Below are 23,574 nucleotides of genomic sequence, written 5' to 3'. Positions count from 1 at the left end.
AGGGAGTAGGGAAGAGGGATTTTCATAGCGAGCGTTGTGGGTGACAGCAGCCTAAGCGATACTATTCCGTTAAGACAAGTGTACTCAGTAATAACCTTTAGGTGAGTGAGTGTCAAAGCCTTTGCCGAGTTGTCTGGGGAATGAGCCTGAGAATGTGCCACAACACAGCGCCAGTTTTTGACCAGTGACCAGTAACCAGTGACCAGTTAATCCCCGTACTTAAAAGTAGGGGATTTGAATGATGTTTAGTCTGTGGGCAAATTATTCGGATCGATACCTTGAGATTGCAAATAAGCGATTAGCCGTTCTTTTTGCTGACGTTCTTGTTCGGCGCGTTGGCGTTCTTGTTCAATTACTTCCACTGCCCAAGGTAACAAATTTTCTGTCCGCTCCCACCATCGCAACCAATAACCTGTTCTGGCTTCTTTTGTTCCTTGCCACGTCCCCAAATATAAACCGACTGAATCAATCCAATGACGACCATTTTCATCTGGTTGCTTCAATTCGTAGCGTCTATTTTCCAGTTGATAATATTCCAACAGCCCACCATCTGGGTCAAAAATCACATACACCGGAACCTGCAAAATTTGCTCGTAAAAAAACCATTTTCCCGGCGGATAGGTTCGCTTTACCGAATATTCTTCCCCCTGAGTTTCCGATAAAAATTCTATCACCACCGCAGGTACATCCCCTTCTAAATTGGGTGTGTAGCTTCTGCGTTCTCCTATCACTTGATTGACAAAGGGAACATAAACCCAATCTGGTGCTTTCACAATCACTTGCCCGTTCACTGTGGCACACAGACCAAAATTGGAAGCCATCAGCATCTGAGGTTGGATGAAACCACTGATTTCTAAACTTTCACGCAACGCACCAGCCAAGAGCGGCTGACCTGTATTTTCCACTGGTTCATCCTCTAATTGAAAATCCTTAGGCAACACTTCCCACGATATTACCAGTTCATTGACTAATTTGGTTTCACCAAGTTGGGTCACCATAAACACTCCCTTTGGTTTATTTGTTGTTATTTTATCGTTGCCACCTCTTGATGCGATCGCCATTAGCCAACAGTTTGGGCTAGTGATTTCTGCCTTGAAACCATCTGGCAATTTCCATTGTTACCGAAACTGTCTAAGTTTTTGAGCTAATTTATTCTTGAGTTTCGCATTGCTCCTTAGTCTGTGGGCAAATTATTCGGGTCAATGCCTTGAGATTGCAAATAAGCGATCAGCCGTTCTTTTTGCTGACGTTCTTGTTCGGCGCGTTGATGTTCTTGTTCAGCGCGTTGCTGTTCTTGTTCAGCGCGTTGACGTTCTTGTTCAGCGCGTTGCTGTTCTTGTTCGGCGCGTTGACGTTCTTGTTCAATCACTTCCACTGCCCAAGGTAACAAATTTCCTGTCCCCTCCCACCAGCGCAACCAATAACCTGTTCTGGCTTCTTTTGTGCCTTGCCATGTTCCTAAATATAAACCGACTGAATCAATCCAATGACGACCATTTTCATCTGGTTGCTTCAATTCGTAGCGTCTATTTTCCAGTTGATAAAATTCCAACAACCCGCCATCTGGGTCAAAAATTACATACACCGGAACCTGTAAAATTTGCTCGTAAAAAAACCATTTTCCCGGCGGATAGGTTCTCTTTACTGAATATTCTTCCCCCTGAGTCTCAGATAAAAATTCCATCACCACCGCAGGTACATCCCCTTCTAAATTGGGTGTGTAGCTTCTGCGCTCTCCTATGACTTGATTGACTGAGGGAACATAAACCCAATCTGGTGCTTTCACAATCACTTGTCCGTTTACTGTGGCACACAGACCAAAATTGGAAGCCATCAGCATCTGAGGTTGGATGAAACCACTGATTTCTAAACTTTCACGCAACGCACCAGCCAAGAGCGGCTGACCTGTATTTTCCACTGGTTCATCCTCTAATTGAAAATCCTTGGGCAACGCTTCCCACGATATTACCAGTTCATTGACTAATTTGGTTTCACCGAGTTGGGTTGCCATATACACTCCCTTTGGTCTATTTGTTGTTATTTTATCGTTGCTATACCCTGGAATCGCCAGCAATCTCCTCAAAGAAGTCAAGGATCTTGCATGGCATTAAGCTGCCTACTTTATTATTTTACCTAAATTAGTTGATAACTATTTTCATTAGTGTTTGAATAAACTCAAGAGATTATCCACCGCTCTCTAAAAAGGTGTAAAAGGGTTTTTGTAAGGCATCTATGCAATTCCCGTTGCTTAGCTGTACTCTTTACAGTTACCCCGTTTTACAGCAGTTTTCAAGGTCTAGAACCACACTATGCTCTTGTGGTACGAGCGTCCCCGCCCTTTCTAGACGAGAGAGCGGGCGAGGACGCCCACCCCACTCCATGTGTTCTATTAATCTGAAAATCGCTGTAAAAGAATGCTGACAACGTGTCTTTGGAGAAACGACTTGGGAACATACGGAGACGCAAAACTGTTAGAAAACTAAGAATCTCTTGTTAGTTAACAATTTATATCATGTTCGGATAAGTACTGATACTACGTTTGTAGTTGCGTTTTAGCGCTAAAGCGCAACTACAAGCTAATGATTTTATAAGTCATTAGCCGAACATGATATTAGAACAGTACCGCAACATTTAGATTTTTTGTTACTCTCATCCATGCATCTGCTCATTCCTAGAACGCAGATCTAGGAATGATTTCCTTCCATGTATATAGTCTTGACTAAGGAGGCAAAAGCTACAAAATGCAGACATACGGTGATTCCAGTATTAAATACGATTGGTGGGCAGGAAACGCTCGCTTTGCCAATCTCTCCGGTTTATTTCTTGGCGCTCATATCGCGCAAGCAGCACTGACGACTTTGTGGGCTGGGGCTTTTACCTGGTTTGAAATTTCTCGTTACAAGCCTGAAATTCCAATGGGAGAACAAGGGCTGATTTTGCTACCCCACTTAGCCACTTTAGGCTTTGGCGTGGGAGCAGGGGGTGAGATTGTAAATACTTATCCCTATTTTGTGATTGGAGCTTTACATTTGATCTCGTCTGCCGTCCTTGGTGCAGGAGCGCTATTCCATACATTCAAAAGTCCAAAAAGCTTGAGAGATGCAAGAGGACAGGCTCGTAAATTTCACTTTGAATGGGACGAGCCAAAAAAACTTAGCTTTATCTTAGGACATCACCTCCTTTTCTTAGGAGTAGGTGCCTTATTGCTTGTCGCGAAAGCTATGTTTTGGGGCGGGCTTTACGATTCAACAATTCACGCTGTTCGAGTAGTCACTAATCCCACCCTCAACCCATTCACCATCTACGGCTATCAAACTCATTTTGCTAGTGTTAACAACTTGGAAGATTTAGTTGGTGGTCATATTTATGTAGGCTTGTTTCTGATTGCTGGAGGTGTCTGGCATATTCTGACAGAACCTTTGCCTTGGGCTAAGAAGATTTTGATTTTCTCTGGTGAAGCAATTCTGTCCTATTCTTTGGGTGCGATCGCTTTAGCCGGGTTTGTAGCTGCCTACTTCTGTGCGGTTAACACCTTAGCCTATCCTGTGGAATTTTACGGACCTATCTTAGAACTCAAATTCGGAGTTTCTCCGTATTTTGCTGACACCATCAAATTACCCTTAGCAGAGCATACGTCTAGAGCTTGGTTGGCAAATGCCCACTTCTTCTTGGCTTTTTTCTTCCTGCAAGGTCATTTGTGGCATGCACTACGAGCTATTGGCGTTGACTTTAAGCAAGTAGAAAGGTCACTCAATGCCATCAGTGGCGAGTCGTAAATAGGAATTTGGGGGATATGTCCCCCGAATTCACTACCTTTTTTCCCTCTTGATAACGAAAGGGTGTTTAACTGTGACAATTTCTACTGATAAAACCTTCGCTGCAAACACCGATCTGCCTTGGTTGGTTGGCAATGCTCGTCTCGTTGATTTGTCCGGACAACTTTTAGGTGCTCATATTGCTCACGCAGGTTTGATTATGTTTTGGGCGGGTGCAATAACCGTCTCTGAAGTGACACGATTTATCCCTAATGTACCAATGTACGAGCAGGGACTCATTTTGTTACCCCATTTAGCAACCCTGGGATGGGGTGTAGGTTTCAGGGGGGAAGTTGTTGATACTTATCCCTATTTTGTCATTGGGATTTTGCACTTGGTTGCGTCTGCTGTTTTAGGCGCAGGAGGGCTTTTTCATGTTTTTCGAGGTTCGGCACTTTTGTATAATATTGGCGGAAGGGCTGCAAAATTCCATTATGAATGGAACGATTCCAAAAAGTTGAGTTTAATCTTAGGACATCACTTAATTGTTCTTGGTTTTGGTGCTTTTTTGCTCGTTCTAAAAGCAATGTTTTTTGGGGGAATTTATGACACTCACTTGGGGGATGTCCGTCTGATTAGTAATCCTACTCTAGACCCCGCAACCATCTTTGGTTATTTGATTGGCATGAAAGATGGTAGTTGGACTCTTTTAGGAATGGCAAGTGTTGATAATTTAGAAGATGCGATTGGCGGTCACATTTGGGTGGGGTTAATCCTAGTTGCAGGGGGCATATGGCACATTGTTGTGCAGCCTTTTAGTTGGGTACGAAAAATTTTCCCCATCGACAATAGTGATGAAATTCTTTCATACAGTTTGCTTGGATTGGCTTTGATGAGTTTTATTTCTGCTGCTTTTGTGGGGGTTAACACAACAGTTTTCCCAATAGAATTTTACGGTGAAAACCGTTTGGTAATGGCAGATATCCAGTTCTTCTTGGGTGCATTGGCTTTCTTGGGTTTCATCTGGCACTTTTGGCGATCGCGTCAAGAGGTTAACCCTTAATTGAGTTCATTCAACATTAGCTAAGTATTATCTCATGCCTGTAGTTAAAAGCAGTTGGCTGCAGGCACTTTTTTTGAAAGATGAGGATAAATAATCGTGACTACAATCTTTTGTGCCTTTTTTGCTTGGGCAATTTTACTTTTCATGATTTGCAGTGTGTGGCGAACTTTGAGCAAAGGGACAAATTATGTCAAGATGTTGCATCAAATTCCTTGTGCAGGTTGTGAGTATTTCACCAATGACTATCGATTAAAATGTACGGTGCATCCTCAGAAAGCTTGCTCGCCGGAAGCGCTCGGCTGTATCGACTTTGAGGTGAAAACGACTTCCTGTAATGCTACCCAAAAAGGCAGACGAAAGGCGTCATTACCAAGTTTTAGAGGTTAATCAGCCCCAAACTTATCGGCTCGCTCCATCTACACGATACAATGGGAGCTTGTCAGCAAAAATAACCGCGACTATGGTCAACCATCCCTCCCAAACAACGACACCAGCCAGTTTTACTTCGCGGATACCATCTTTGGAAAGTGGCGCTCGCCTCACTCGTCCTGAATTCGAGCGGCGATATAGTGCTATGCCCGATGTCAAGAAAGCTGAATTGATTGCAGGAATCGTTTACGTGGCATCTCCTCAAATTATGCTACGCAGTTTCATTTGTTACGAACAGGTCTGTCAAAGAGTGGACAGAATTTCAACCGCAATCCACTCAGTTATCGAAACAAAAACAATATGATTGATATTCGGTTAAATCCGCCTCGTCCTCGTTGGGATGTGATTATATTCACTCTGGCACTGCATCTAGGAGTATTACTGGCATTTCTTCCTACTAATTTTAGCTGGTCAGCCGTTGGAGTTGCCCTATTTCTTCACTGGCTGACAGTGGGACTGGGGATTTCCCTTGGTTTCCATCGGCTCGCCACACATCGCAGTTTCAAAGTTCCCAAATGGCTGGAGTACTTCTTTATTTTGTGCGGCACTTTAGCAGGTCAGGGTGCTGTCAAAGGCTGGGTGGGCTATCATCGGATGCACCATTTATACGCCGATCTCCCCGACGATCCCCATGACTCCACTCTGGGGTTTTGGTGGAGTCATATTAGCTGGTTGATGCACGAGGTTCCGAATCGAACAAAACTCAGCCGCTTCACCAAAGACATTGCGGATGATCCGTTTTATCAGTTTTGCCACAAGCACTATATTGCTCTGCAAGTCGCGCTGGCGGTTTTACTATACGGACTGGGCGGAATGCCCTTTGTAGTGTGGGGAATCTTTGTTCGCTTATTTGTGGGGTTTCACAGCACTTGCTTTGTCAATAGTGCCTGTCACAAGTTTGGCTATCGTAACCATGAGGTGGACGATCGCTCTACCAATTGCTGGTGGGTGGCATTGCTGACCTTCGGCGAAGGTTGGCACAACAATCATCATGCATTCCAATCATCAGCACGGTTTGGTTGGCGCTGGTGGGAAGTGGATATTGTTTGGCTCACCATTCGACTTCTAGAGAAATTGAGGTTAGCTACGAACGGCAAGACGACAAACTCGACATTCAATTTAAGGAATTGAACTTATGGTGAGACATGATACGTCTGAGGAAAATACGTTTGCTCAACCCGCAACCGCAAAATTGGGCAATGGTTCTCTTGCACTATCCTCGAGCGATCGCTTCAGTAATCTACCCAATGGAGAACGCTATCTCTATCAGCTTTTTAGTCTAATTGAAGCCGGAAATCTGACGGTCACGAACCCAGAGGGCAGAGTATTCCACTTTGGCTTGGCGAGTTCTGAAGAGCCACTCCGTATGAACATTCACAACCCCAACACCTACAATCGCATTCTAACGTTTGGAGCACTGGGGTTTTGTGAAGCGTATATGGACTCTTGGTGGGACGAAGAAAACAATAATCTCGTTGAACTCATTGGATTGTTGTATCGCAGCAATGTATCCAACAAAGCTCGTAATAAGGTAACAATCCCCCTTGCGCTCAAAGTCATCACTCAACGTCTGCGAACACTCCCCATTCTCATCCAAAACAGTCGCAAAAATGTCCAGCATCACTACGATTTAGGCAACGATTTTTATCGGCATTTTCTCGATCCCACAATGACCTATTCCTGTGGCTATCGTCTTCGAGAGGCCGACTCCCTGGAACAAATGCAACTTCAAAAGTATGAGTTAATTTGCCGAAAACTGGCGTTGCAGCCCGGAGAATCCGTGATTGACATCGGCTGTGGCTGGGGTGGAATGCTAATCTATGCGGCTGAGCGCTATGGCATTTCAGGAACAGGGGTTACGTTGAGTGTGGAGCAAGCAAAGCTGGCGCAAGAACTGATTGAGCAGAGAGGGTTGAGCGATCGCATTAAAATCATCATTGCCGATTATCGAGAAGTACAAGGACAGTTCAATAAATTTGTCAGCATCGGTATGTTTGAGCATGTAGGTAAAAGAAATTTTAGTACATTCATGCAAAAGACATCCGAACTGTTAACGCCGAATGGAGTAGGACTGCTGCACACGATCGTTACCCAGAGCAATGAACGCAATGGAGCTTGGGTGGATAAATATATTTTTCCAGGTGGGTATGCGCCACAGCTTCATGAATTGACCCAGGAACTATGGGCTGCAAAACTATCGATTGCCCATTGTGAGAACCTGAAGCCTCACTATGCCGAAACCATGAAGCGGTGGTCATATAATTTTATGAGCAATCGAGCCAAAATTGCGTCACTGGATCAAACCTATGACGAGCGATTTCTCCGGATGTGGTATCTTTATCTACAATCGTTTGAAGCCTCATTTCGATATGGCGGTCTGCATGTCTATCAGATGTTGTTTTACAAGGGTAAACAATGGCGACTGGATACCCCTTTAACGTTCACTGCTAAAGATTAAGAGAAAAACAATGAAATAGTGATGAAATTCTTTCATACAGTTTGCTTGGATTGGCTTTGATGGGTTTCATTTCTGCTACTTTTGTGAGGTTTAACACAACAGTTTTCCCGATAGAATTTTACGGTGAAAACCGTTTGCCAACTTTCCCTGAAAATGCAGGAAAACATGAGCAAATATAAAGGGATCGAAGAATAGGTGTTTGGGCGATCCCTAGTTTTTGGTTCGTTAAAAATTACCGATTCTGGATAGGTTGAATGTTTACCTCCGCTTGCCATTGCGCGAGGGGCTTATCCCATACCTCTTCCCATTTTTGAGCAAACAAGGGCTTGGCTGTTTTGCCCATTTGCCATCCCTGTGCGATCGCTTCTAGCAATTGAGATAACTCTTCAGGAGCTAGTAGTGTACTAGACATCAAACTATTCGCAACCAACATCGTTGCTAAGGGATAAGGAAATTGAGGTAGGTGAAACGCCTGCAAGCCAATTTCACCAATCGCTGATGTATCAAATCCAGTCACAATATGCCAGATATCGTGGGTTTGGCTCAGTCGTAATTCCACATACTGAGCATCTGATACAGCGGTCATACCGATATGTAAGTTATGGTCTAATCCTGCTTTTTTCATTGTTGCAGCATAGATATAGCCTAAGGAATTTTGAGGATAAGTAAGTAATTTGTCAAGGTTGTGAGCAGGGGGAATATAGCGATCGCGAATGAGTGCAGCGCAGTCAGAATTGCGCTTCAGATGCTGTGCAGCTAAATCAAACGCACGTGTTTCAACCAAAGCGGAAGACATCTCACCCACTGATTGCAGGCTTTCTTCACCAACCAGCATAGCAAAAAAAGACTTGAAAATCAGCAGCATTTGGAAATGATTTTGCTGTTGAATTTCAGCGTCTGAAGGTTGATTAGCCTTAAACATATTCATTAGTTTCATGATAAAAATTTCCAGAGAATTAAGAAGAACTAAATTAAGTAAGCAGGATTCATCAATTACAGGAATTCCTCATCACTAGCAAGGATAATGTCCTCACCAACTCATAGGAATTGCCTGTTTACCAAATCAAATCGTTCAGCAATCCGTAAACACTTGCAAAGTCAATTTTGCTCATTGCGCTCAGATAGCGAATTTTGGTGTGGGTGCGCTGAATACCTGACACCATCAACAGGTTAAGCGGCGTGGTCGCTAAGGTAGTCCAGGGATAAAACTTGTAGCGCAAAAAACGAAACCAAATATAGAAGTACCGGATAAAACACAGACAACTCATCATTCATCTCCAAAGACGTGAGCATCAGACAATTGGATATCAAACGCTCGATATAAAATCAGGAAATTTGACAAACAACAGACGATCTTTGAGGACTTCGGTGATGTGGTCGGGGTTGGTGAGCAGGCAAAATAGTTCCTCCTCAAACTGAAAGGGGACAATCTCTCCAAATTCACGAGCACACCGGATCATAAAGCCCAGTGGGTCTTGACTATATTCCTCTAGAGCCGCAGGAACTTGGGGACTGGGCAAGGTCAGCAAATCTTGGCTCATGGAACTTTTCTCCTTAAAAATGTCTTAAGAGTAATATTGACAAGCTAAAATATGAGCATCGCTCATATTTATAAAATATGAGTGATGCTCATGTTTTGTCAAGGGAGATTTCTAAAATGGCTGCAAGCTCATCAAACTCGTCTAGAATGAGGCGACAACCGCGACAAGCCCGCAGCCAGAAACGGGTAAATCAGATTTTGGATGTGGCGGAACAAATGTTTATTACGGAGGGCTATAACGCCACCACGACCAATGCGATTGCCTCTCGCGCTAAAGTACCGATCGGATCGCTCTACCAATTTTTCCCTGACAAGACGGCAATTTTGCAAGCGTTAGCCAGACGCTACATGGAGGTACTCCACCAACGGTTTGCGGAGCTAGACAGTGCTAAAATGACAAAACTGTCCTTACTAACCTACGTGGATCGGATGATTGATGCTACAGATCAATTTTTCACTGATTATCCGGGTTGTCACGCCATTTTCATGCAGGTGCAGGGTACAATGCCAGAACTAGAGGAGATCGAAACCACTGCTGATGCTCTACTGATTGAGGATTTGGCAACTTCCCTATCTCGACGCTATTCAGAGTTAAACCCTGCTGATTATAAGGCGATCGCCTTTGTATTGGTGAAGACGATTGGCACACTACTATGGCTATCACTCAGCCAAGAGCCAATCTTCCGGCAACGTTTGGTAGCAGAAACAAAACGATTAATGTTGAACTATCTACAAAGTTATTTTCCAAAAAGCGAAAAAACAACATTGACCGTGGAAGGACATTGAGTTCACATGACAAGCAAAAACAGGAAAAAAAGCGGGACTCTTCTTAAGAAAAAATGATTTTTACTGAGAATTAGCCACGAAGGCATAAAGGTTTGATTGTTCGTGAGTAAGCACTCTCACAAGTGTTTGTATATCATAATATAAAAGTCTTTTATTATCACTTATAACCTGCCAAACAACTTGTTCTTTTGTGGATATGACTTCCACACAAATTGGTGCTAAATTACTATTAGCCTGAACGCAAAATCCGGCTCGTTGCAAGGCGCGTTTTGTCCATATCGCTTCTATACCCTCACCTACCAAATCAACTACACCACGTACTGGTGAATTGAGATGAAACTCTCCAGAAGCGATATCAAATTCCACTCCTTCACTGCGGAAAGTTTCGGCAAATGCTCCACTTAAAACTAAGTCTTCCGGTGCGCCAACATGCAAAGTTCCATTGCTTGCTAACAACCAAACTTTGTCTGCTAAACGTAAAGCTAAATTGAGATCGTGGGTGGATAAAAGAATGGCTTGGTGATTTTTCCAAGCAATCTGGCGCAGCAATTGCATAATCTCTACACGTCTGGGTAAATCTAAAAATGCTGTTGGTTCATCCAGTAGCATGACAATAGGTGATTGTGCTAAAGCACGTGCGATCGCAATTTTTTGTCGTTCTCCGTCACTAAGTTCGCTAACATGGCGTTGTATCAAGTGTACTGCACCTACAGATTTTATTGCCCAAGTGACGATCTCTTCGTCTTGTGGTGTTAATTTTCCCCACCAATCCGTGTACGGATAGCGTCCTAAAGACACAAAGGTGTAAGCTGAGAGCATTCCGACATCTATCTTCTCGGTTAGCACCAAGCTGAGACTTTTTGCTAATTCTTGTGGTGGTAATTTATAAATATTTTCTCCGAACAGTCGCACTTCACCTTGTATAGGGGGTTGCATTCCAGCCAGTGTTCGCAGTAAGGTTGACTTACCCGCTCCGTTGGGACCGAGTAAACAAACGAGTTCTCCGGCTTGGAGTGATAGGTGAATATTGGATGCAACGTTTCGGAACGTTCTTCGCGATGTTTTGTAACCAATAGTCAGGTTGTGGGTTGTAAGAATTGCATCACTCATGTAGGAAAAGATTTTTGCGAATTGCGTTTTAAAATGACCCAGGTGACCACAGGAGTTCCTATTAAGGCGGTAATAGCATTTAACGGTAGAACGATTTGACTCCCTGGAAGTTGAGAAATCAAATCTGCAATTAATGCTAAGATAGCACCCATCATCGTAACTGCCGGAATTAAGATGCGATGATCTGAAGTGTTAAACAAACTGCGACATAGGTGAGGAATCGCGACACCCAAAAAGGCGATCGGACCGCAAAAAGCAGTAATTGCTCCCGCCAAGACAGACGCACTAGTAATAATCGAAAATCTGGCTTTTTGTACTGTTAACCCCATACTACGCGCATAAGACTCCCCAAGTAACAGTGCATTGAGTGGTTTTGACAGCAATAGCGCCATCAATAAACCCAAAAGTATGACAGGCGCTAAAATAATCATTTGTGTCCAAGTCACACCCGCAAAACTGCCAAAAGTCCACATGAGGTAAGTTTGAATGCGTTCTTGGGAGCTAAAGTTTAGTAAAATACTAACAATGGCACTGGTAGCGTAGCCAAATAATAAGCCTAAAATCAACAGTGTCATTGTGTCGCGGACTCGGCGAGCAACAACTAACATCATTCCTAAAACTGATGCTGCACCAAGACTGGCTGATATAACTAAACCAAAGTCGCCAATTATGCCTAAATCTTTTAATAATGTTGGTGTACCTGTAGCGGTAGCTGTGAGGACAACTAATGCTACTCCTAGACTTGCTCCAGAACTGATCCCTAGGACGAAGGGTCCTGCTAGGGGGTTTCTAAATAAGGTTTGCATTTGCAAGCCACTGACTCCTAATGCTGCACCTGCAAGGGTTGCAGTCAATGCTTTGGGTAAGCGAAAGTTGAGAATGATGTTAGTCCAAGTGTTTTTTTCTGGTTGTTGTCTTAGTAGGATTCTGATGACTTGATTGAGGGGGATTTGAACTGAACCTAGGGCTATATCGAGTAGGAAGGCGAGAATGAGGGTTAGGAGTAATGTGGAGAAGAGGAGTAGTGGTATGGGGAGATTTTTTGAGGTTTTTAAAAATGGCATTTTAATTATATGAACCGCGAAGGCGCGAAGTACGCGAAGAAAGAAAGAGAGTTTGGAAGTTAGGAAAGTTTATGATAGTATGTTAGCTTGCGATAAGCCAGGTACGGCTTGCGCCAAGGGCGATCGCCGTTAGCTTAGAACTTTGTGCGCTCGCATACTCGCTCTTACAAAATATCCCCCAAGTCACTTCAATAGACATAATAAGTTGAATTCTCCAACTGAGAACACGCAGGGTATCTATTTCTCTCCTCATTGATTCAACTATTTTAGAAGCCACTCTCTGTGCTGAATAGGTAAATTACAGATGTTTTCATCTAAATGAACCACACCGTTTGTAAGGGCGCAATGCCTTGCGCCCCTACGACTGTGGTCTATTTACCTGAAAATGGCTGTAACTAAGTACCAATGCGTCTAAATTGGTCTTTCAAAGTTTTACCGTAGACAAATCCCTACAGTGCATTTATCAACGAACTATAGAAGAATTGAGGGTGCCGATGTGAAAGCGACCACTTGTAAAATAATAATTGTTATCATAGCAATCGGAGGAATTTTTGCCAAGATCGCTTTTTTGAGAGGTTCCGGTCTTTCTGCCCAAGGCAACAACCCCTGCGGATGAGTGTAATACTTACTGGCACACTCCAACACACTCAGTATTGCTGAAAGAGGCAAATCTGGTGATAAATCACCAAAAAGATAAGTGTATTTACTACTTGCTGCAAAACAAATAACACAAGAGCGATTGCAAGCACTCATACATTCTACAGGCTGAATTTCAAACTCTGACTGTAATTCCCAATCAGAGTACAATTCCTGCAATCGCTGTAAGAATTTTTCACCACCACTTACGCCAACTCGCTTTCCACCTTGCCATACACTAACGCAAGTGGTACAAACAAACATCATATGTTGCACTTTCATCTATACCTCGTAGATGAGCATCAATAGAAGTTAACCAATCGGTGGGCGTTCTGACTAAAAAGGAAAACCTTTATTACAGCTGCGGGACAGCGCCGGATTTGCACCGAACTTTCCCCGTTACCTCTAGTGGCTGACCCCCACTAGAACCGAATCGTTTTTTCACAATATCACAGTTTTGTAGTTTCTTTAAAAGATTTACTTTAATAGCAGATAATTAATATATTTGTTAAGGTGTGAGTGAATGATTCCTGAATTTGATGACAATGGTAATTTACCACCAGGAGTGTATTGAGTTGAATGGAAGGAGTTTAAAGAAAGATTCGGTTACAATAGGCGTCGCAGGCTGTTAATAGATGGCTGAGAAATGGCAATGTTGGATTTACAAGCAGCAGGGTGTAGAGTAATTTATATAAATGGCAGCTTTACCACAATAAAATCAAACCCAGTTGACTTTGATGCTTGTTATGATAATGAAACAGTAGATGTTGTTTATCTCAGAGTTAACGCCCCTCGATTGTTTAACTATCATGACCGTGCTGGACAAAAAGCTCGATATACAAGAAAGTTATTGAAAAATGGGATAAAGAAAAAGCAAGTGCAACGAGTAAAGTGTAATAACCCAAGTAGCTAGTTAGAGAGCAGGCGATAAGCGAAGCTTAACAGAAGACAGCCGTATCGCAAGGTGTCATTTAAGCAATAAAATCCCCTCCAGCACCAGTTAGTTGTACTAAAATAGGCAGTATTGCCCATCTCAAAGCCCAATATGTATGTCATATAGTGACTTTAAAAACATTGAGCAAGCAGTCTCCGCTCTGGAGTTGACAGTTGAAGATATTCCCCATCTGTTTAGTGCGATCGCACCTGTTGAACCATCAGAGCGTCTCAGGCAAACTCTTGATGAGACTTTGGACTTAGCTGCTAGCATTAGTACAGAAAAGGCTAGGTCTGAATTGATTATTACACCAATTTTGCTAGAAGTCCGACGTATTTTTAATAATCAACTAGGTTACTTCTCAGGTAATACTTTTAATGTAGATGATTCTAAAGGTTTAACAGGAGCGTGTGACTTTATACTTAGTGCTACAGCCAATCAATCACTGATTACAGCTCCGGTGCTGACTATAGTAGAGGCAAAAGATAATGATATCCGAGTTGGGTTAGGACAGTGTATAGCGCAAATGGTGGCGGCGCAAATATTTAATACCCGTAAGGGAAAGGAACAACAAGTTGTTTATGGTGCTGTTTCAACGGGTACAAACTGGAAATTTTTAATGTTAGAGAACCAGTTAGTCAAAATTGATTTGACTGAGTACTTTATTATTCAACTTGATAAAATCCTGGGTATTCTTGTGGAACCGTTTAGACGCTATTTCTAGTCAAGGTTCGCCGCTATAAAGGAAGGATTTTCTAGCTGCTAAATCTGACTTTGTGCATGAAATGAAGCGAGATCGCACACGAGGCAGCGTGGATAATGGAAGAATTTAGCAACAGAAGATACTGCATTGACATGACTGCCTCCCTTACAAATAAAATTTCCATTATCTATAATTTAAAGTCATTCAATCCCACTCGCCGAGCCAAATCGATATATAGCCTTTCTCAGTCTCATGAGGTACACCCCCCTTTCATCCCCCCAAGGCATCGGCTATCCATTACCCGGATCTTTCTCAACATTTGCGAGAGTAATCACTCACGTTTTTTCTAACCCGGATTCGTTCGTTGTTCATTCTCAATAAAAATGGAATTTTTGCGAGAAGACTAAGTGTCATTTTGTCAAGTCTGATGAAAATATCAGCGTCCAGAATGGATTCTAGGCAAGGGTTCGGTTAACCCATTGTTCTCCGCCTTGAAGCAAGGCATGATTAAAGGTTGTCATGAGATTAGGAGTGCGATCGAAGTCAGCTTCAGCTAATTCGCGGATCGCTGATTCATCAAACGGATGGGCTGAACCGGAAATCAATCGCCACGCACCAATCTGATACTCAATCACTGCCTCACGGTTTGCCCAATCCAGTTCACTGGCTTTCGCATGGTATTCAAGGACAGATGGATCGATCCCTGGCATTGTCGGATCGGTTTCAGCCAAGCGTTCCGAAGCGATTAACGTTAGACTTTTGACCCGTTGAGGATGCTTGAGCACCATGAGTTGAGCTAGAAATCCTCCGAGCGATCTGGTTTCGTCAAGTCTGTGCGTGAGGTGCCAACGTTGTTGCTGATGCGTTTGGCGTTTGGTGTAGGGCTGTGCCGATTTGGAATGTTCCGCGCTGTGCGGGCGAACTCGCGTACAGAATTGATGGACAGAAACTTTGCCAATCAAACTCCCTCACGCTTGGTTGAGTAATTATTATGATGTATGCGATTTGAACTTCCTGATTATACATTGCAAAATTAATTAACAAGCAATATATTTTCTATGGAAGTGCACTCACTACTCATAAATGAAGAGCTATTTTCATGAAATAACCAAAAAAGCCTAAATATTACTTTTTCTTGCAATCTAGTAAATGGCTTCAATAAAAATGATTATACTTCTATACAGAAATTTGATCGAACTCGATCGCTAAATATTAGTAAGGAAAATCAAATGTCACTGAACGTTAGCGTGCATCTCGTTGCTCAAGCCGAAGTAGGTAAAGTCAATGAAGCAGAATTTGTTGACACCATCAGGGAATCATTACCTTATGCTTGGGAAATTATAGAAGGTCTTGCAGAACGTCTAGCAAGAGGAGAAGAATGGGCTAACCATTGTGTTGCACCTCCCACTGAAAAGCATAGGGCGCAATTATTAAGAATGATCGGTGGAGATGCAATCCGTGGAGCAGTTGAGCGTTATTTTGGAGTAAAATTAGCATTTCAAAACTGCCATAACCTTGCTGTTTTCCGACCAGAAAATCTAGATTCTCCTGCTTACCTAAATTTTATTTCAATTGAAAGTCAAATTCTCAACCAAACACCGGAATTAGTAGACTGTTAAGCGGATGGAGGCGTGAGGTTAGCTTTAAGTACAACTTAAGGGAAAAACTTTGCGCCTCTATGCTGGGATATAGCCATGTTCTCGCTTCCTGAGTAACGACTCTTTATTGACAATAATTACTAATTTATATAAAGATAGTATAAGAAGTTATTTCTAGTTGAAAATTATTAGCAATTTTTCTAGATTTAAGTTCTTGCAGCTAACTGTCGTTAATGCTATGCCCAATAATTTTGTTTTAGACAAAGAAAAAATCTGGAGTCGCCGTCGATTGCTACAGATGGGATTGGCAGGTGCTGGTATAACTGGTGCAGGGTTGCTATGGCACAGCTTTAATGTACAAGGCAAGTCCACTGTTAAAGTACCTCCCTTGGAGATAAAAGCAACTGCTGAAGTTGCTAACCCTATGAAGATGGTACGGGAATTTGATTACGGCACTCTCAAGCAAGAAAATGGACGCACTATACGAGAATTTCGGTTAACTGCAGATACTTCTGTCATTCGCCTCAATAATGCTGTCTCTTTCAATATCTGGGATCTCAATGGTCGTATACCAGGACCGACTCTCAGAGCAAAACAAGGCGATCGCATCCGGGTTTTATTCTACAATCAAGCAGGGCATTCTCACTCTTTGCATTTTCACGGTACTCACCCTGCGGATATGGATGGTATTCGCCCAGTTCGTCATGGTTCAGCAACTATCTATGAATTCGATGCAGAACCCTATGGCGTTCACCTTTATCATTGCCATATTGAACCAGTCACCCGTCATATTGCCAAAGGGCTGTACGGGATGTTTATTATCGATCCACCCACACAGCGCCCCCCAGCCGATGAGATTGTACTAGTCATGGCTGGGTACGACGTGAATGATGACAACCGTAACGAGTATTACGCCTTCAACGGTTTGCCTCACTACTACATGGATTCGCCTATCCCTATCTACCAGAATCAGTTAATTCGGCTCTATGTTCTCAACATTATTGAATTCGATCCCGCAGTGACGTTCCATCTCCATGCCAACTTCTTTGATGTCTATCGATCTGGAATGAGCCTGACTCCTAGTGAGAAAACTGATGTTATTACGATGGGCATAGCAGAAAGGCATATCTTGGAATTCTCCTTTCGCTATCCGGGTAAGTATATGTTTCACCCCCATCAAGATTGGATTGCAGAAAACGGCTGTATGGGATCGTTTGAAGTCATAGGGAAGAATACATAGCGGCTTGGGGACTGGGGACTAGGAAATCAATTCCCAATCGCCAATCCCCAGTCCCTAGATGACTTAATTGCTTCAATTGTCAACAAGAATGGTATTAAATTTACATAAAGAATAAAAATTCAGTAACTAGTTGATAAAAAGTTTCATTTATGGGAGATTACATAGATGAGTTTGCGCTATTAAGATCCCCGACTTCTCTAAAAAGTCGGGGATCTGACCGAGCCAACCCCCCTAAAACATCCTCAGAGGAGCACTCAATGAGACAATATAAATACGTATGTTTAGCTGTTGCCGCCGCCGCCATAGTCACATTAAGTTCTTGTGACGGCACACCAACACAAACCACAGAAAATTCACCTGCACCAGCAACTAACACGAGTTCCCAAAAGACAGAGGCAGTCAGTCACAGCGGACATGGTGGCAAAAAGCAAATCAACATCAACAATGCTATCCTCTCAGAATTGGATAAGTTTGAAGCACAGCTAGGCGTTCCCGCGCTATCACATAAAATTCAAGCAAATCGCCCCTACGCCAGCCCTGAAGACTTAGTCGCTAAAAAAGTTATCAGTCAAGAGCAATTCAACCAAATTAAAGACCAGGTGACTGTTCAGGAAATAGTACTTACGGGTGAGGCAAAAGATGTTGATTACATGACCAAGCTGGGATTGATGAAAGGGCATCTTTTGGTAGCAAAAGAACTGTTAGATAAAAATGAACCCAAACAGGCAGAACCTCATATCGGACATCCAGTTGAAGAGATTTATGTGGATGTAGAAGACCAATTAAACGAGCGCAAAGTTAAAGAATTTAAAACAAGTTTGGTCAGCCTGCAAGACTTTGTGAAAGCCAAACCAAAAGACGCCAAAGTTAAAACTGATTTTGCCTCTTCGATGCAGTCTATTGATACTGCGATCACAGCTTTACCCGCAGAACAACGCACGCAACCCCGCTTTGTTCTACAAGTCATTAATGGGTTGTTAGATGCATCCAATTCAGAATATGGTGCAGCAGTTGCAGATGGAAAAATTTCTGCAGCCATTGAGTATCAAGACTCCCGTGGCTTCGTTAACTACGCCAACGAACTGTACAAAGGGATTTCTAGCCAAATGGCAAAAGAGCATCCCCAAGAACACAAAGCAATTGAAACAAATATGACTGAACTAGTCACAGTTTGGCCCTCTGCCATTCCACCCACTAAACTTGTGAAATCGCCTGATGATGTCACCAAGCTAGTAAAAACCATTGAGCAAAATTCCCAAAAAGTGATTGATAGTTCTAGCGATCGAGCACAACGATAAGTCATATCGATTTTGGATTTTAGATTTTGGATTTTAGATTTTGGATTTTGGATTGAAAAGCATTGCATTAGTTAAGAGTCAATCGTTCAAAGTCAACACTAAAAACAGTATTATTGACTCATGACTATTGACAAATGCCCCATGCCCCATGCCCAATGCCCATTAATGAATAACAATGAATTTTAGTGCTGCCATACCTACTTTTGTCATTACACTCCGAGAAGGAGTAGAAGCTGCTCTTGTTGTCGGTATTGTACTAGCTTTGCTCAAAAAAGCTAAACAATCCCGTTTCAACATTTGGGTATATGCTGGAATTGGTGTTGGGATTGCAGTTAGTGCGTTAATAGGTGTTCTGTTCACTTGGATTATCCAAGCCGTTAGCGCCCTGAATCCCCAATACTCATCTGTAGTGGAGCCACTTCTAGAAGGAGTTTTCAGCATCCTAGCAATTGTCATGCTCAGTTGGATGCTTCTTTGGATGACGAAACAAGCCAAAGTCATGAAAGCTCAGGTTGAAGGAGCAGTCACAGGTGCTTTAAAACAAAACTCAAACACCGGTTGGGGCGTTTTTACTCTGATATTTATTGCTGTTGTGCGCGAAGGTTTTGAAACTGTTCTGTTCGTTGCTGCTAATTTTCAGCAAGGACTAGTGCCTGCTATTGGTGCTCTTGCTGGGATCTCAGTTGCAGTTGCAATAGGTGTGCTTTTATTTAAATGGGGGATCAAAATCAACATCCGGCAGTTTTTTCAAGTCATGGGTATTTTATTGGTGTTGATTGTTGCCGGATTAGTTGTAACAGCCTTAGACAAATTCGACCAAGCTATTGCTACCCTTTCCCTCAGCAATCGTGCGTCAGAAAGCTTGTGTTTTTACTACGAACGGTTTACTAGAATCCACTCTTGTATTCTCGGACCAATGGTTTGGAATACCTCCAATATCTTGCCTGATGAACAGTTTCCTGGAATGATTCTGAATGCTTTGTTTGGCTATACCCAACATCTCTATTTTATACAAGCTCTCGGATATACTGTGTTTTTACTGACTGTTGGCGGTTTGTATTTCCACACCCTCAGGGGGACAGACAAGGGAAGTAACAAAAGTCGGCCAACAGTGACCAGTGACCAGTGACCAGTGACTGGTGACCAGTGACCAGTGACGGAGCAAAAAACCCGGTTTCTTTCTATCAGAGCATCATGGGAGCGCGAGAACCCCTGTGTTTTTAACCAGGGGATGAAGCGCGACTCAACAGGTTTTAACCTGTTGTTTCATTTCCCACGCTGATTTTCAATGTACTTTTTTACTACCTCTGTGCTAACTTGACCTGTTGACGCTACAAAGTAGGTCGGAGTCCATAAAGCAGGTAGTTTTTTTAAGTCAGGAAATTCTTTTCTTAGGTGATGAGATGCTCTGCCTTTGACCCCGGAGTGCAATTTGTGACGGGGCTTCATCTGTGGGTGCATTGATAAACATATGCACGTGGTCAGGTTGGATTTCTAATGCGATCAGTCTCCAGTTGTGTTCTTGCACTAGTTCAAAAATAATTTCTTGCAGTCTTCTTGCGACATCAGTGACCAAGACGGGTCTTCTACGTTTTGGTACAAACACGATCGGGATAATTGATTGAGGACACGGAATTCTCCGTTCTTCGGTAGTCGTAGTCTTCTTTAGAGAGTTTCGCCATTTCCCGGATTTATGTTGACATAATATGTAGTAACTAATATAATAAACAAAAAGAGGTAATGACGACGCATTGTCCCCAAAAAAAGGGAAGCCTTAATAACGAGATTGTTCGTGCTGTAGTTGAGATTGTCAGCCTTGGAAGGCTTCCCTTTTTCTACGTGTAAGACTCCCGTGACAAGGTGTACAAAACTTTACCAGTTAAAGCAAAGTTTACAGATATTGAAGAAGCATTTTGGTTAGACCAGTGCCAACACGCTAACAGTTTGATTAATTGTGCTCTTTATCACGTTCGTCAAACTCATTATTCAAGGCTGGAAGAGTCGGGTAATGCTTTTACAACTTATTGGCGTGGTGATGAATTGCGGCATGGGTGGAAAACTTACAAATGTTTTGCGACTTATCCAGAACTAGATAAAATCTTAAAAGACAATCCACATTACAAAGCTTTGGCTGCACAAGCCGCACAGCAAACATTGAAATCTGTAGGTGAGTCAATCACTTCTTACAACTCCTTGGTTAACGCTTATTACAGAGGTGAAGTTGATAAACCGTCGTTACCACAATACAGAAAAAGTGGTGGACTTGCAGCAGTTACGTTCCCACGACAAGCACTAACCTACAAAGATGGTTGTTTTTATCCATCTGTCAGTAGAGAAACTAAACCACATTTGTTAACTGAAATTGCTTTACCATTACCAGAATTCATTGATTCGGATTGGGTTAAGGAAGTGACAGTGCGACCTTGCTACGGTCAGTTGTGGATTGATTGGGTAATTGATGACGGTAAACAAGTAATTGAAGTTAATCCAAATCTTGATTACACACAAGCATGGAGCTTTGACCACGGTGGTAATAATTGGCTAACGGGTGTTTCAACACTGGGACAAAGCTTAATTATTGATGGTAGAAAGTTACGTTCAATGAACCAAGGTTATTGCCGTTTAGTTGCCAAATATAAGCAGGGTAAGTCTGATTTCTACTGGGATTCTAACCTTGATAGGATTCAACGCAAGCGCAATAACCAGATGCGAGATGCCATCAATAAAGCAGCAAGATTCATTATTAATCGATGCCTTGCTGATGGCATTGGCAATCTTATTATTGGTTGGAATGAAGGGCAGAAAAATGGTTCTGACATGGGTAAACGCAACAATCAAAATTTTGTACCCATTCCAACAGGTAGATTGATTGAACGCCTTAAACAACTTTGCTCTGAATACGGAATCGTTTTAACAATTACGGAAGAATCATATACATCAAAAGCGTCATTTCTAGATGATGATTTCCTACCTACTTTTGGTGAGAAACCCAACGGATGGGAGCCTTCAGGAGAAAGAATTGAACGCGGTTTGTACAAAACCAAAAAAGGTTTTTTAATCAATGCTGACTGCAACGCGGCAGCAAACATAATGAAGAAAGTAGCCACACAGCTAGGACTTGTCTTAGTCAAGGTGGGTAGAGGGTCTTTGATAGCCCCGCATCGGTATGATTTATTCCAAAGTCTAAAGAATTCATTTCGTAATACGTTACGGAGTGTGGCTTTAGCCCACGGACGAAGATCCATGTAGAATCCCCCGTGTTTCAACCGGGGGAGATATCAATGCAAAGCTCGTTATCTCATAGGAAAAACTACAAGAAACCGGGTTTTTGGGATTACTGTACCGATGCTTGAGATGAGCGATTACAAATGAGGGGAATTTTGAGCATACCCGCACTCTTTACAGTACGGCAAATGTTTGTATGTGAAATTATGACAGTTGGGACATTCAGTATACTGATGGTAACCGCAATGCGAACAGTGAATGTCATGATGACGAATTTTTTTGGCACACTTGATACAACGAGATTTTTGGACTCGATTAGCTGCTTGAACTTTGGGATTAAAGATAACCTTTTGGAGAACTTTGATAAGCCCAAAACCAATCAGTGGAATCAGCAAGATATAAACATAACTGATAAGGAAAAGCAATCCTCCAAAAATAGCGCTAATGATATCAAAAAGAAATTTAAATATAGCACCGATTTGTAAAAATTCAAAGATTTTTAGAATCAGTGGAATAAAAAAGATAACTAACAAATGCCAACTAATTAACGAAATTAGCCCGTATCCTCTCGCTCCTGCAAATCTATGCACTGATAAAGCGATGAGAATTAATGGTAGGAGAAAGATAGACTGAAAAGCCAATTGGATGCTTGGATACCAAAAGGATGCTTGTTGATAACCTTTTTCAACAAAGCTAAATTTTACCTCATCTTTAAGAAAATTTATAAAATTAACACTTTCTGATTTGGCAAGCAGTTGATTTTTTAAATTAGAAATTTCCCGGACAAGTGTAGATATATTGTTAGTATTTTGCTCTAAAGTCTGCTTGGCTTTTTCAGCACCAACTGAATTAATAGATTCAGAGCGAGGTTGACCTGCAAGTTTTTCTAAAAGCGTGGAGTCATATTGAGCGCGAATGTTACGATTGGCTTGTTCGAGTGTACTTATTTTTGCTTGTTTTTGGTCAATAGTTTTTATAGTTTGTCTATTTTCAGAGTTGTAAATTTTATCTTTATACCCAGCATAGTTCAAACAAAGTTCAGTAACTTTACCTAAATGTCCTTCTTGGATTTGCTGGTAATTCCGTTGAAATGATGGAGCATTGTTTGTGTCAGCCAATGACAACTCAATAATTTCGTACTCTTTATCTTTAGCAGTTTGTGTTCGGTAATTGTTCCACTCAAAATAACATGGGTAAGCTTGCGAAGGACTAATATGCCATCTACTAATATCATCTAACCCTGTAAAAACATTGATTAAGATAAAGAGATCGATTAAAATAATGACAATCAAACTCACTTTATTAAGAGGCTCATTGTTGATTGTCCTGGACTTAGTAAAAAATTGTCTTAAAAGACGGCGGATTCTAGCAAGCATATGATTAGCGTTCTGTGCATTTTCACTTGCGATTGATTTATAAAGTTTGAAAAACGTACAAAAACCCAAAGCCACTAATTATCAAAAATAAAAATGCTGCTAATTGATTAATGCGTGTCTCCGGTGTAGGAGCAATGGCTTCTCGTACCAATATAGAAATTGATGCTCCAACTACCAAACTCCAGCCAAGTATCATGTATGGCGACTCGAATGTAATCTGCCAAACTATTAGCAATGCGATCGCCAACAAAACCATCATCATCTCCACAAACCGAGGAGGGTTGTACTGGCTCGATAAAATAAACGTACTAAACCAAAAGCGCCAAAATCTCATAAGAAGTCATTTGTTATTGGTCACT

The 23,574-nt window shown here is 42.1% G+C and carries 23 protein-coding genes, 4 pseudogenes and 1 riboswitch; of the genes and pseudogenes, 16 read left to right on the top strand and 11 right to left on the bottom strand.

Features of this window, described 5'->3' with window-relative positions; translation table 11 throughout:
- Nucleotides 1-245: 245 nt before the first annotated feature.
- Nucleotides 246-998, bottom strand: a complete 753-nt coding sequence (locus WA1_RS13570) for a Uma2 family endonuclease (RefSeq protein ID WP_026134865.1) — start codon at nt 996-998, stop codon at nt 246-248.
- A 176-nt stretch (nt 999-1,174) separates the two neighbouring features.
- Nucleotides 1,175-2,011: a Uma2 family endonuclease gene (locus WA1_RS13565; RefSeq protein WP_017745297.1), complete on the bottom strand. Its 837-nt coding sequence runs from the start codon at nt 2,009-2,011 to the stop codon at nt 1,175-1,177.
- Between the two features lie 730 nt (nt 2,012-2,741).
- Here WA1_RS13565 and WA1_RS13560 point away from each other — a divergent pair.
- The 7 genes and pseudogenes from WA1_RS13560 to WA1_RS54910 form a co-directional block, all read left to right on the top strand.
- Nucleotides 2,742-3,776: a chlorophyll a/b binding light-harvesting protein gene (locus tag WA1_RS13560; protein WP_017745296.1), complete on the top strand. Its 1,035-nt coding sequence runs from the start codon at nt 2,742-2,744 to the stop codon at nt 3,774-3,776.
- A gap of 73 nt (nt 3,777-3,849) precedes the next feature.
- Nucleotides 3,850-4,818, top strand: coding sequence for a chlorophyll a/b light-harvesting protein pcb (locus WA1_RS13555; RefSeq protein WP_017745295.1), 969 nt, complete (start codon nt 3,850-3,852; stop codon nt 4,816-4,818).
- 93 nt (nt 4,819-4,911) lie between these two features.
- Nucleotides 4,912-5,205, top strand: coding sequence for a hypothetical protein (locus WA1_RS52735; RefSeq protein WP_081402886.1), 294 nt, complete (start codon nt 4,912-4,914; stop codon nt 5,203-5,205).
- Nucleotides 5,206-5,278: 73 nt separating this feature from the next.
- Nucleotides 5,279-5,449, top strand: a pseudogene (locus WA1_RS54915) (Uma2 family endonuclease); the annotation flags it as partial.
- A gap of 98 nt (nt 5,450-5,547) precedes the next feature.
- Nucleotides 5,548-6,378, top strand: coding sequence for an acyl-CoA desaturase (locus tag WA1_RS13545; RefSeq protein WP_017745292.1), 831 nt, complete (start codon nt 5,548-5,550; stop codon nt 6,376-6,378).
- A gap of 4 nt (nt 6,379-6,382) precedes the next feature.
- A complete protein-coding gene (locus WA1_RS13540) occupies nt 6,383-7,705 on the top strand; it encodes a class I SAM-dependent methyltransferase (RefSeq protein ID WP_017745291.1) in 1,323 nt (440 codons plus the stop codon).
- A 14-nt stretch (nt 7,706-7,719) separates the two neighbouring features.
- Nucleotides 7,720-7,842 (top strand): annotated as a pseudogene (locus WA1_RS54910) (chlorophyll a/b binding light-harvesting protein); the annotation flags it as partial.
- A 95-nt stretch (nt 7,843-7,937) separates the two neighbouring features.
- On the opposite strand, the gene WA1_RS13535 reads toward WA1_RS54910, so the two are convergent.
- Together WA1_RS13535 and WA1_RS13525 are read right to left on the bottom strand one after the other, a co-directional pair.
- Entirely contained in the window at nt 7,938-8,642 is a 705-nt protein-coding gene (locus tag WA1_RS13535; protein WP_017745290.1) for a Coq4 family protein, read from the bottom strand.
- A gap of 370 nt (nt 8,643-9,012) precedes the next feature.
- Entirely contained in the window at nt 9,013-9,246 is a 234-nt protein-coding gene (locus WA1_RS13525; RefSeq protein WP_017745288.1) for a hypothetical protein, read from the bottom strand.
- Nucleotides 9,247-9,362: 116 nt separating this feature from the next.
- Between WA1_RS13525 and WA1_RS13520 the strand changes: the two genes are divergently transcribed.
- Complete coding sequence (locus tag WA1_RS13520) at nt 9,363-10,031, top strand: TetR/AcrR family transcriptional regulator (RefSeq protein ID WP_033335726.1); 669 nt, start codon at nt 9,363-9,365, stop codon at nt 10,029-10,031.
- A 60-nt stretch (nt 10,032-10,091) separates the two neighbouring features.
- On the opposite strand, the gene WA1_RS13515 is transcribed toward WA1_RS13520, so the two are convergent.
- From WA1_RS13515 to WA1_RS13505, 4 genes are all read right to left on the bottom strand, one after another.
- Nucleotides 10,092-11,141, bottom strand: coding sequence for an ABC transporter ATP-binding protein (locus WA1_RS13515; RefSeq protein ID WP_017745286.1), 1,050 nt, complete (start codon nt 11,139-11,141; stop codon nt 10,092-10,094).
- Nucleotides 11,138-12,205 carry an iron ABC transporter permease gene (locus tag WA1_RS13510; protein WP_017745285.1) on the bottom strand — a complete coding sequence of 356 codons (1,068 nt, stop codon included), beginning with the start codon at nt 12,203-12,205 and terminating at the stop codon, nt 11,138-11,140. The genes WA1_RS13515 and WA1_RS13510 overlap by 4 nt, the downstream gene beginning before the upstream one ends.
- An 82-nt stretch (nt 12,206-12,287) precedes the next feature.
- Nucleotides 12,288-12,458 (bottom strand): hypothetical protein, encoded by a 171-nt coding sequence (locus WA1_RS56905; protein WP_158516637.1) that lies wholly within the window; start codon nt 12,456-12,458, stop codon nt 12,288-12,290.
- A 218-nt stretch (nt 12,459-12,676) separates the two neighbouring features.
- Complete coding sequence (locus WA1_RS13505; protein WP_017745284.1) at nt 12,677-13,123, bottom strand: DUF1636 domain-containing protein; 447 nt, start codon at nt 13,121-13,123, stop codon at nt 12,677-12,679.
- Nucleotides 13,124-13,146: 23 nt separating this feature from the next.
- Nucleotides 13,147-13,289: riboswitch (cobalamin riboswitch) on the bottom strand.
- A 198-nt stretch (nt 13,290-13,487) separates the two neighbouring features.
- Here WA1_RS13505 and WA1_RS58665 point away from each other — a divergent pair.
- The 7 genes and pseudogenes from WA1_RS58665 (at nt 13,488) to WA1_RS13470 (ending at nt 19,743) form a co-directional block, all read left to right on the top strand.
- Entirely contained in the window at nt 13,488-13,754 is a 267-nt protein-coding gene (locus WA1_RS58665) for a DUF6932 family protein (protein WP_017745283.1), read from the top strand.
- 136 nt (nt 13,755-13,890) lie between these two features.
- On the top strand, nt 13,891-14,499 hold the full coding sequence (locus WA1_RS13495) for a hypothetical protein (protein ID WP_017745282.1): 609 nt from the start codon (nt 13,891-13,893) through the stop codon (nt 14,497-14,499).
- Between the two features lie 797 nt (nt 14,500-15,296).
- Nucleotides 15,297-15,464, top strand: a pseudogene (locus WA1_RS54905) (SAM-dependent methyltransferase); the annotation flags it as partial.
- Between the two features lie 243 nt (nt 15,465-15,707).
- The gene (locus tag WA1_RS13485; RefSeq protein ID WP_017745280.1) at nt 15,708-16,097 is read left to right on the top strand and encodes an SCO5389 family protein; all 390 of its coding nucleotides are present in this window, start codon (nt 15,708-15,710) and stop codon (nt 16,095-16,097) included.
- A 217-nt stretch (nt 16,098-16,314) separates the two neighbouring features.
- A complete protein-coding gene (locus tag WA1_RS13480; RefSeq protein WP_017745279.1) occupies nt 16,315-17,316 on the top strand; it encodes a multicopper oxidase domain-containing protein in 1,002 nt (333 codons plus the stop codon).
- Between the two features lie 257 nt (nt 17,317-17,573).
- On the top strand, nt 17,574-18,614 hold the full coding sequence (locus WA1_RS13475) for a ComEA family DNA-binding protein (RefSeq protein ID WP_017745278.1): 1,041 nt from the start codon (nt 17,574-17,576) through the stop codon (nt 18,612-18,614).
- A gap of 175 nt (nt 18,615-18,789) precedes the next feature.
- Entirely contained in the window at nt 18,790-19,743 is a 954-nt protein-coding gene (locus tag WA1_RS13470) for an FTR1 family iron permease (RefSeq protein WP_017745277.1), read from the top strand.
- 137 nt (nt 19,744-19,880) lie between these two features.
- Here the strand turns inward: WA1_RS13470 and tnpA are convergent.
- A pseudogene (gene tnpA, locus WA1_RS59700) lies at nt 19,881-20,220 on the bottom strand (IS200/IS605 family transposase).
- Nucleotides 20,221-20,474: 254 nt separating this feature from the next.
- Here tnpA and WA1_RS13460 point away from each other — a divergent pair.
- Nucleotides 20,475-21,863, top strand: a complete 1,389-nt coding sequence (locus WA1_RS13460; protein ID WP_017745276.1) for an RNA-guided endonuclease InsQ/TnpB family protein — start codon at nt 20,475-20,477, stop codon at nt 21,861-21,863.
- A 113-nt stretch (nt 21,864-21,976) separates the two neighbouring features.
- Here WA1_RS13460 and WA1_RS13455 read toward each other — a convergent pair whose 3' ends face one another.
- Together WA1_RS13455 and WA1_RS13450 are read right to left on the bottom strand one after the other, a co-directional pair.
- Nucleotides 21,977-23,215: a hypothetical protein gene (locus WA1_RS13455; RefSeq protein WP_017745275.1), complete on the bottom strand. Its 1,239-nt coding sequence runs from the start codon at nt 23,213-23,215 to the stop codon at nt 21,977-21,979.
- Nucleotides 23,216-23,252: 37 nt separating this feature from the next.
- A complete protein-coding gene (locus tag WA1_RS13450; RefSeq protein WP_017745274.1) occupies nt 23,253-23,549 on the bottom strand; it encodes a hypothetical protein in 297 nt (98 codons plus the stop codon).
- Nucleotides 23,550-23,574: the final 25 nt, after the last annotated feature.

The sequence above is a fragment of the Scytonema hofmannii PCC 7110 genome, from assembly GCF_000346485.2.
Taxonomy (GTDB): Bacteria; Cyanobacteriota; Cyanobacteriia; order Cyanobacteriales; family Nostocaceae; genus Scytonema; species Scytonema hofmannii.
This window is presented reverse-complemented; position numbering and strand designations above follow the sequence as displayed.

What these genes read in the sequence shown, in the direction of transcription:
- WA1_RS13570 (WP_026134865.1), bottom strand. Translation starts at nt 998, where the DNA reads ATGGTGACCCAACTTGGTGAAACCAAATTAGTCAATGAACTGGTAATA.
- WA1_RS13565 (WP_017745297.1), bottom strand. Translation starts at nt 2,011, where the DNA reads ATGGCAACCCAACTCGGTGAAACCAAATTAGTCAATGAACTGGTAATA.
- WA1_RS13560 (WP_017745296.1), top strand. Translation starts at nt 2,742, where the DNA reads ATGCAGACATACGGTGATTCCAGTATTAAATACGATTGGTGGGCAGGA.
- WA1_RS13545 (WP_017745292.1), top strand. Translation starts at nt 5,548, where the DNA reads ATGATTGATATTCGGTTAAATCCGCCTCGTCCTCGTTGGGATGTGATT.
- WA1_RS13540 (WP_017745291.1), top strand. Translation starts at nt 6,383, where the DNA reads ATGGTGAGACATGATACGTCTGAGGAAAATACGTTTGCTCAACCCGCA.
- WA1_RS13535 (WP_017745290.1), bottom strand. Translation starts at nt 8,642, where the DNA reads ATGAAACTAATGAATATGTTTAAGGCTAATCAACCTTCAGACGCTGAA.
- WA1_RS13525 (WP_017745288.1), bottom strand. Translation starts at nt 9,246, where the DNA reads ATGAGCCAAGATTTGCTGACCTTGCCCAGTCCCCAAGTTCCTGCGGCT.
- WA1_RS13520 (WP_033335726.1), top strand. Translation starts at nt 9,363, where the DNA reads ATGGCTGCAAGCTCATCAAACTCGTCTAGAATGAGGCGACAACCGCGA.
- WA1_RS13515 (WP_017745286.1), bottom strand. Translation starts at nt 11,141, where the DNA reads ATGAGTGATGCAATTCTTACAACCCACAACCTGACTATTGGTTACAAA.
- WA1_RS13510 (WP_017745285.1), bottom strand. Translation starts at nt 12,205, where the DNA reads ATGCCATTTTTAAAAACCTCAAAAAATCTCCCCATACCACTACTCCTC.
- WA1_RS56905 (WP_158516637.1), bottom strand. Translation starts at nt 12,458, where the DNA reads ATGAGGAGAGAAATAGATACCCTGCGTGTTCTCAGTTGGAGAATTCAA.
- WA1_RS13505 (WP_017745284.1), bottom strand. Translation starts at nt 13,123, where the DNA reads ATGAAAGTGCAACATATGATGTTTGTTTGTACCACTTGCGTTAGTGTA.
- WA1_RS58665 (WP_017745283.1), top strand. Translation starts at nt 13,488, where the DNA reads ATGGCAATGTTGGATTTACAAGCAGCAGGGTGTAGAGTAATTTATATA.
- WA1_RS13495 (WP_017745282.1), top strand. Translation starts at nt 13,891, where the DNA reads ATGTCATATAGTGACTTTAAAAACATTGAGCAAGCAGTCTCCGCTCTG.
- WA1_RS13485 (WP_017745280.1), top strand. Translation starts at nt 15,708, where the DNA reads ATGTCACTGAACGTTAGCGTGCATCTCGTTGCTCAAGCCGAAGTAGGT.
- WA1_RS13480 (WP_017745279.1), top strand. Translation starts at nt 16,315, where the DNA reads ATGCCCAATAATTTTGTTTTAGACAAAGAAAAAATCTGGAGTCGCCGT.
- WA1_RS13475 (WP_017745278.1), top strand. Translation starts at nt 17,574, where the DNA reads ATGAGACAATATAAATACGTATGTTTAGCTGTTGCCGCCGCCGCCATA.
- WA1_RS13470 (WP_017745277.1), top strand. Translation starts at nt 18,790, where the DNA reads ATGAATTTTAGTGCTGCCATACCTACTTTTGTCATTACACTCCGAGAA.
- WA1_RS13455 (WP_017745275.1), bottom strand. Translation starts at nt 23,215, where the DNA reads ATGCTTGCTAGAATCCGCCGTCTTTTAAGACAATTTTTTACTAAGTCC.
- WA1_RS13450 (WP_017745274.1), bottom strand. Translation starts at nt 23,549, where the DNA reads ATGAGATTTTGGCGCTTTTGGTTTAGTACGTTTATTTTATCGAGCCAG.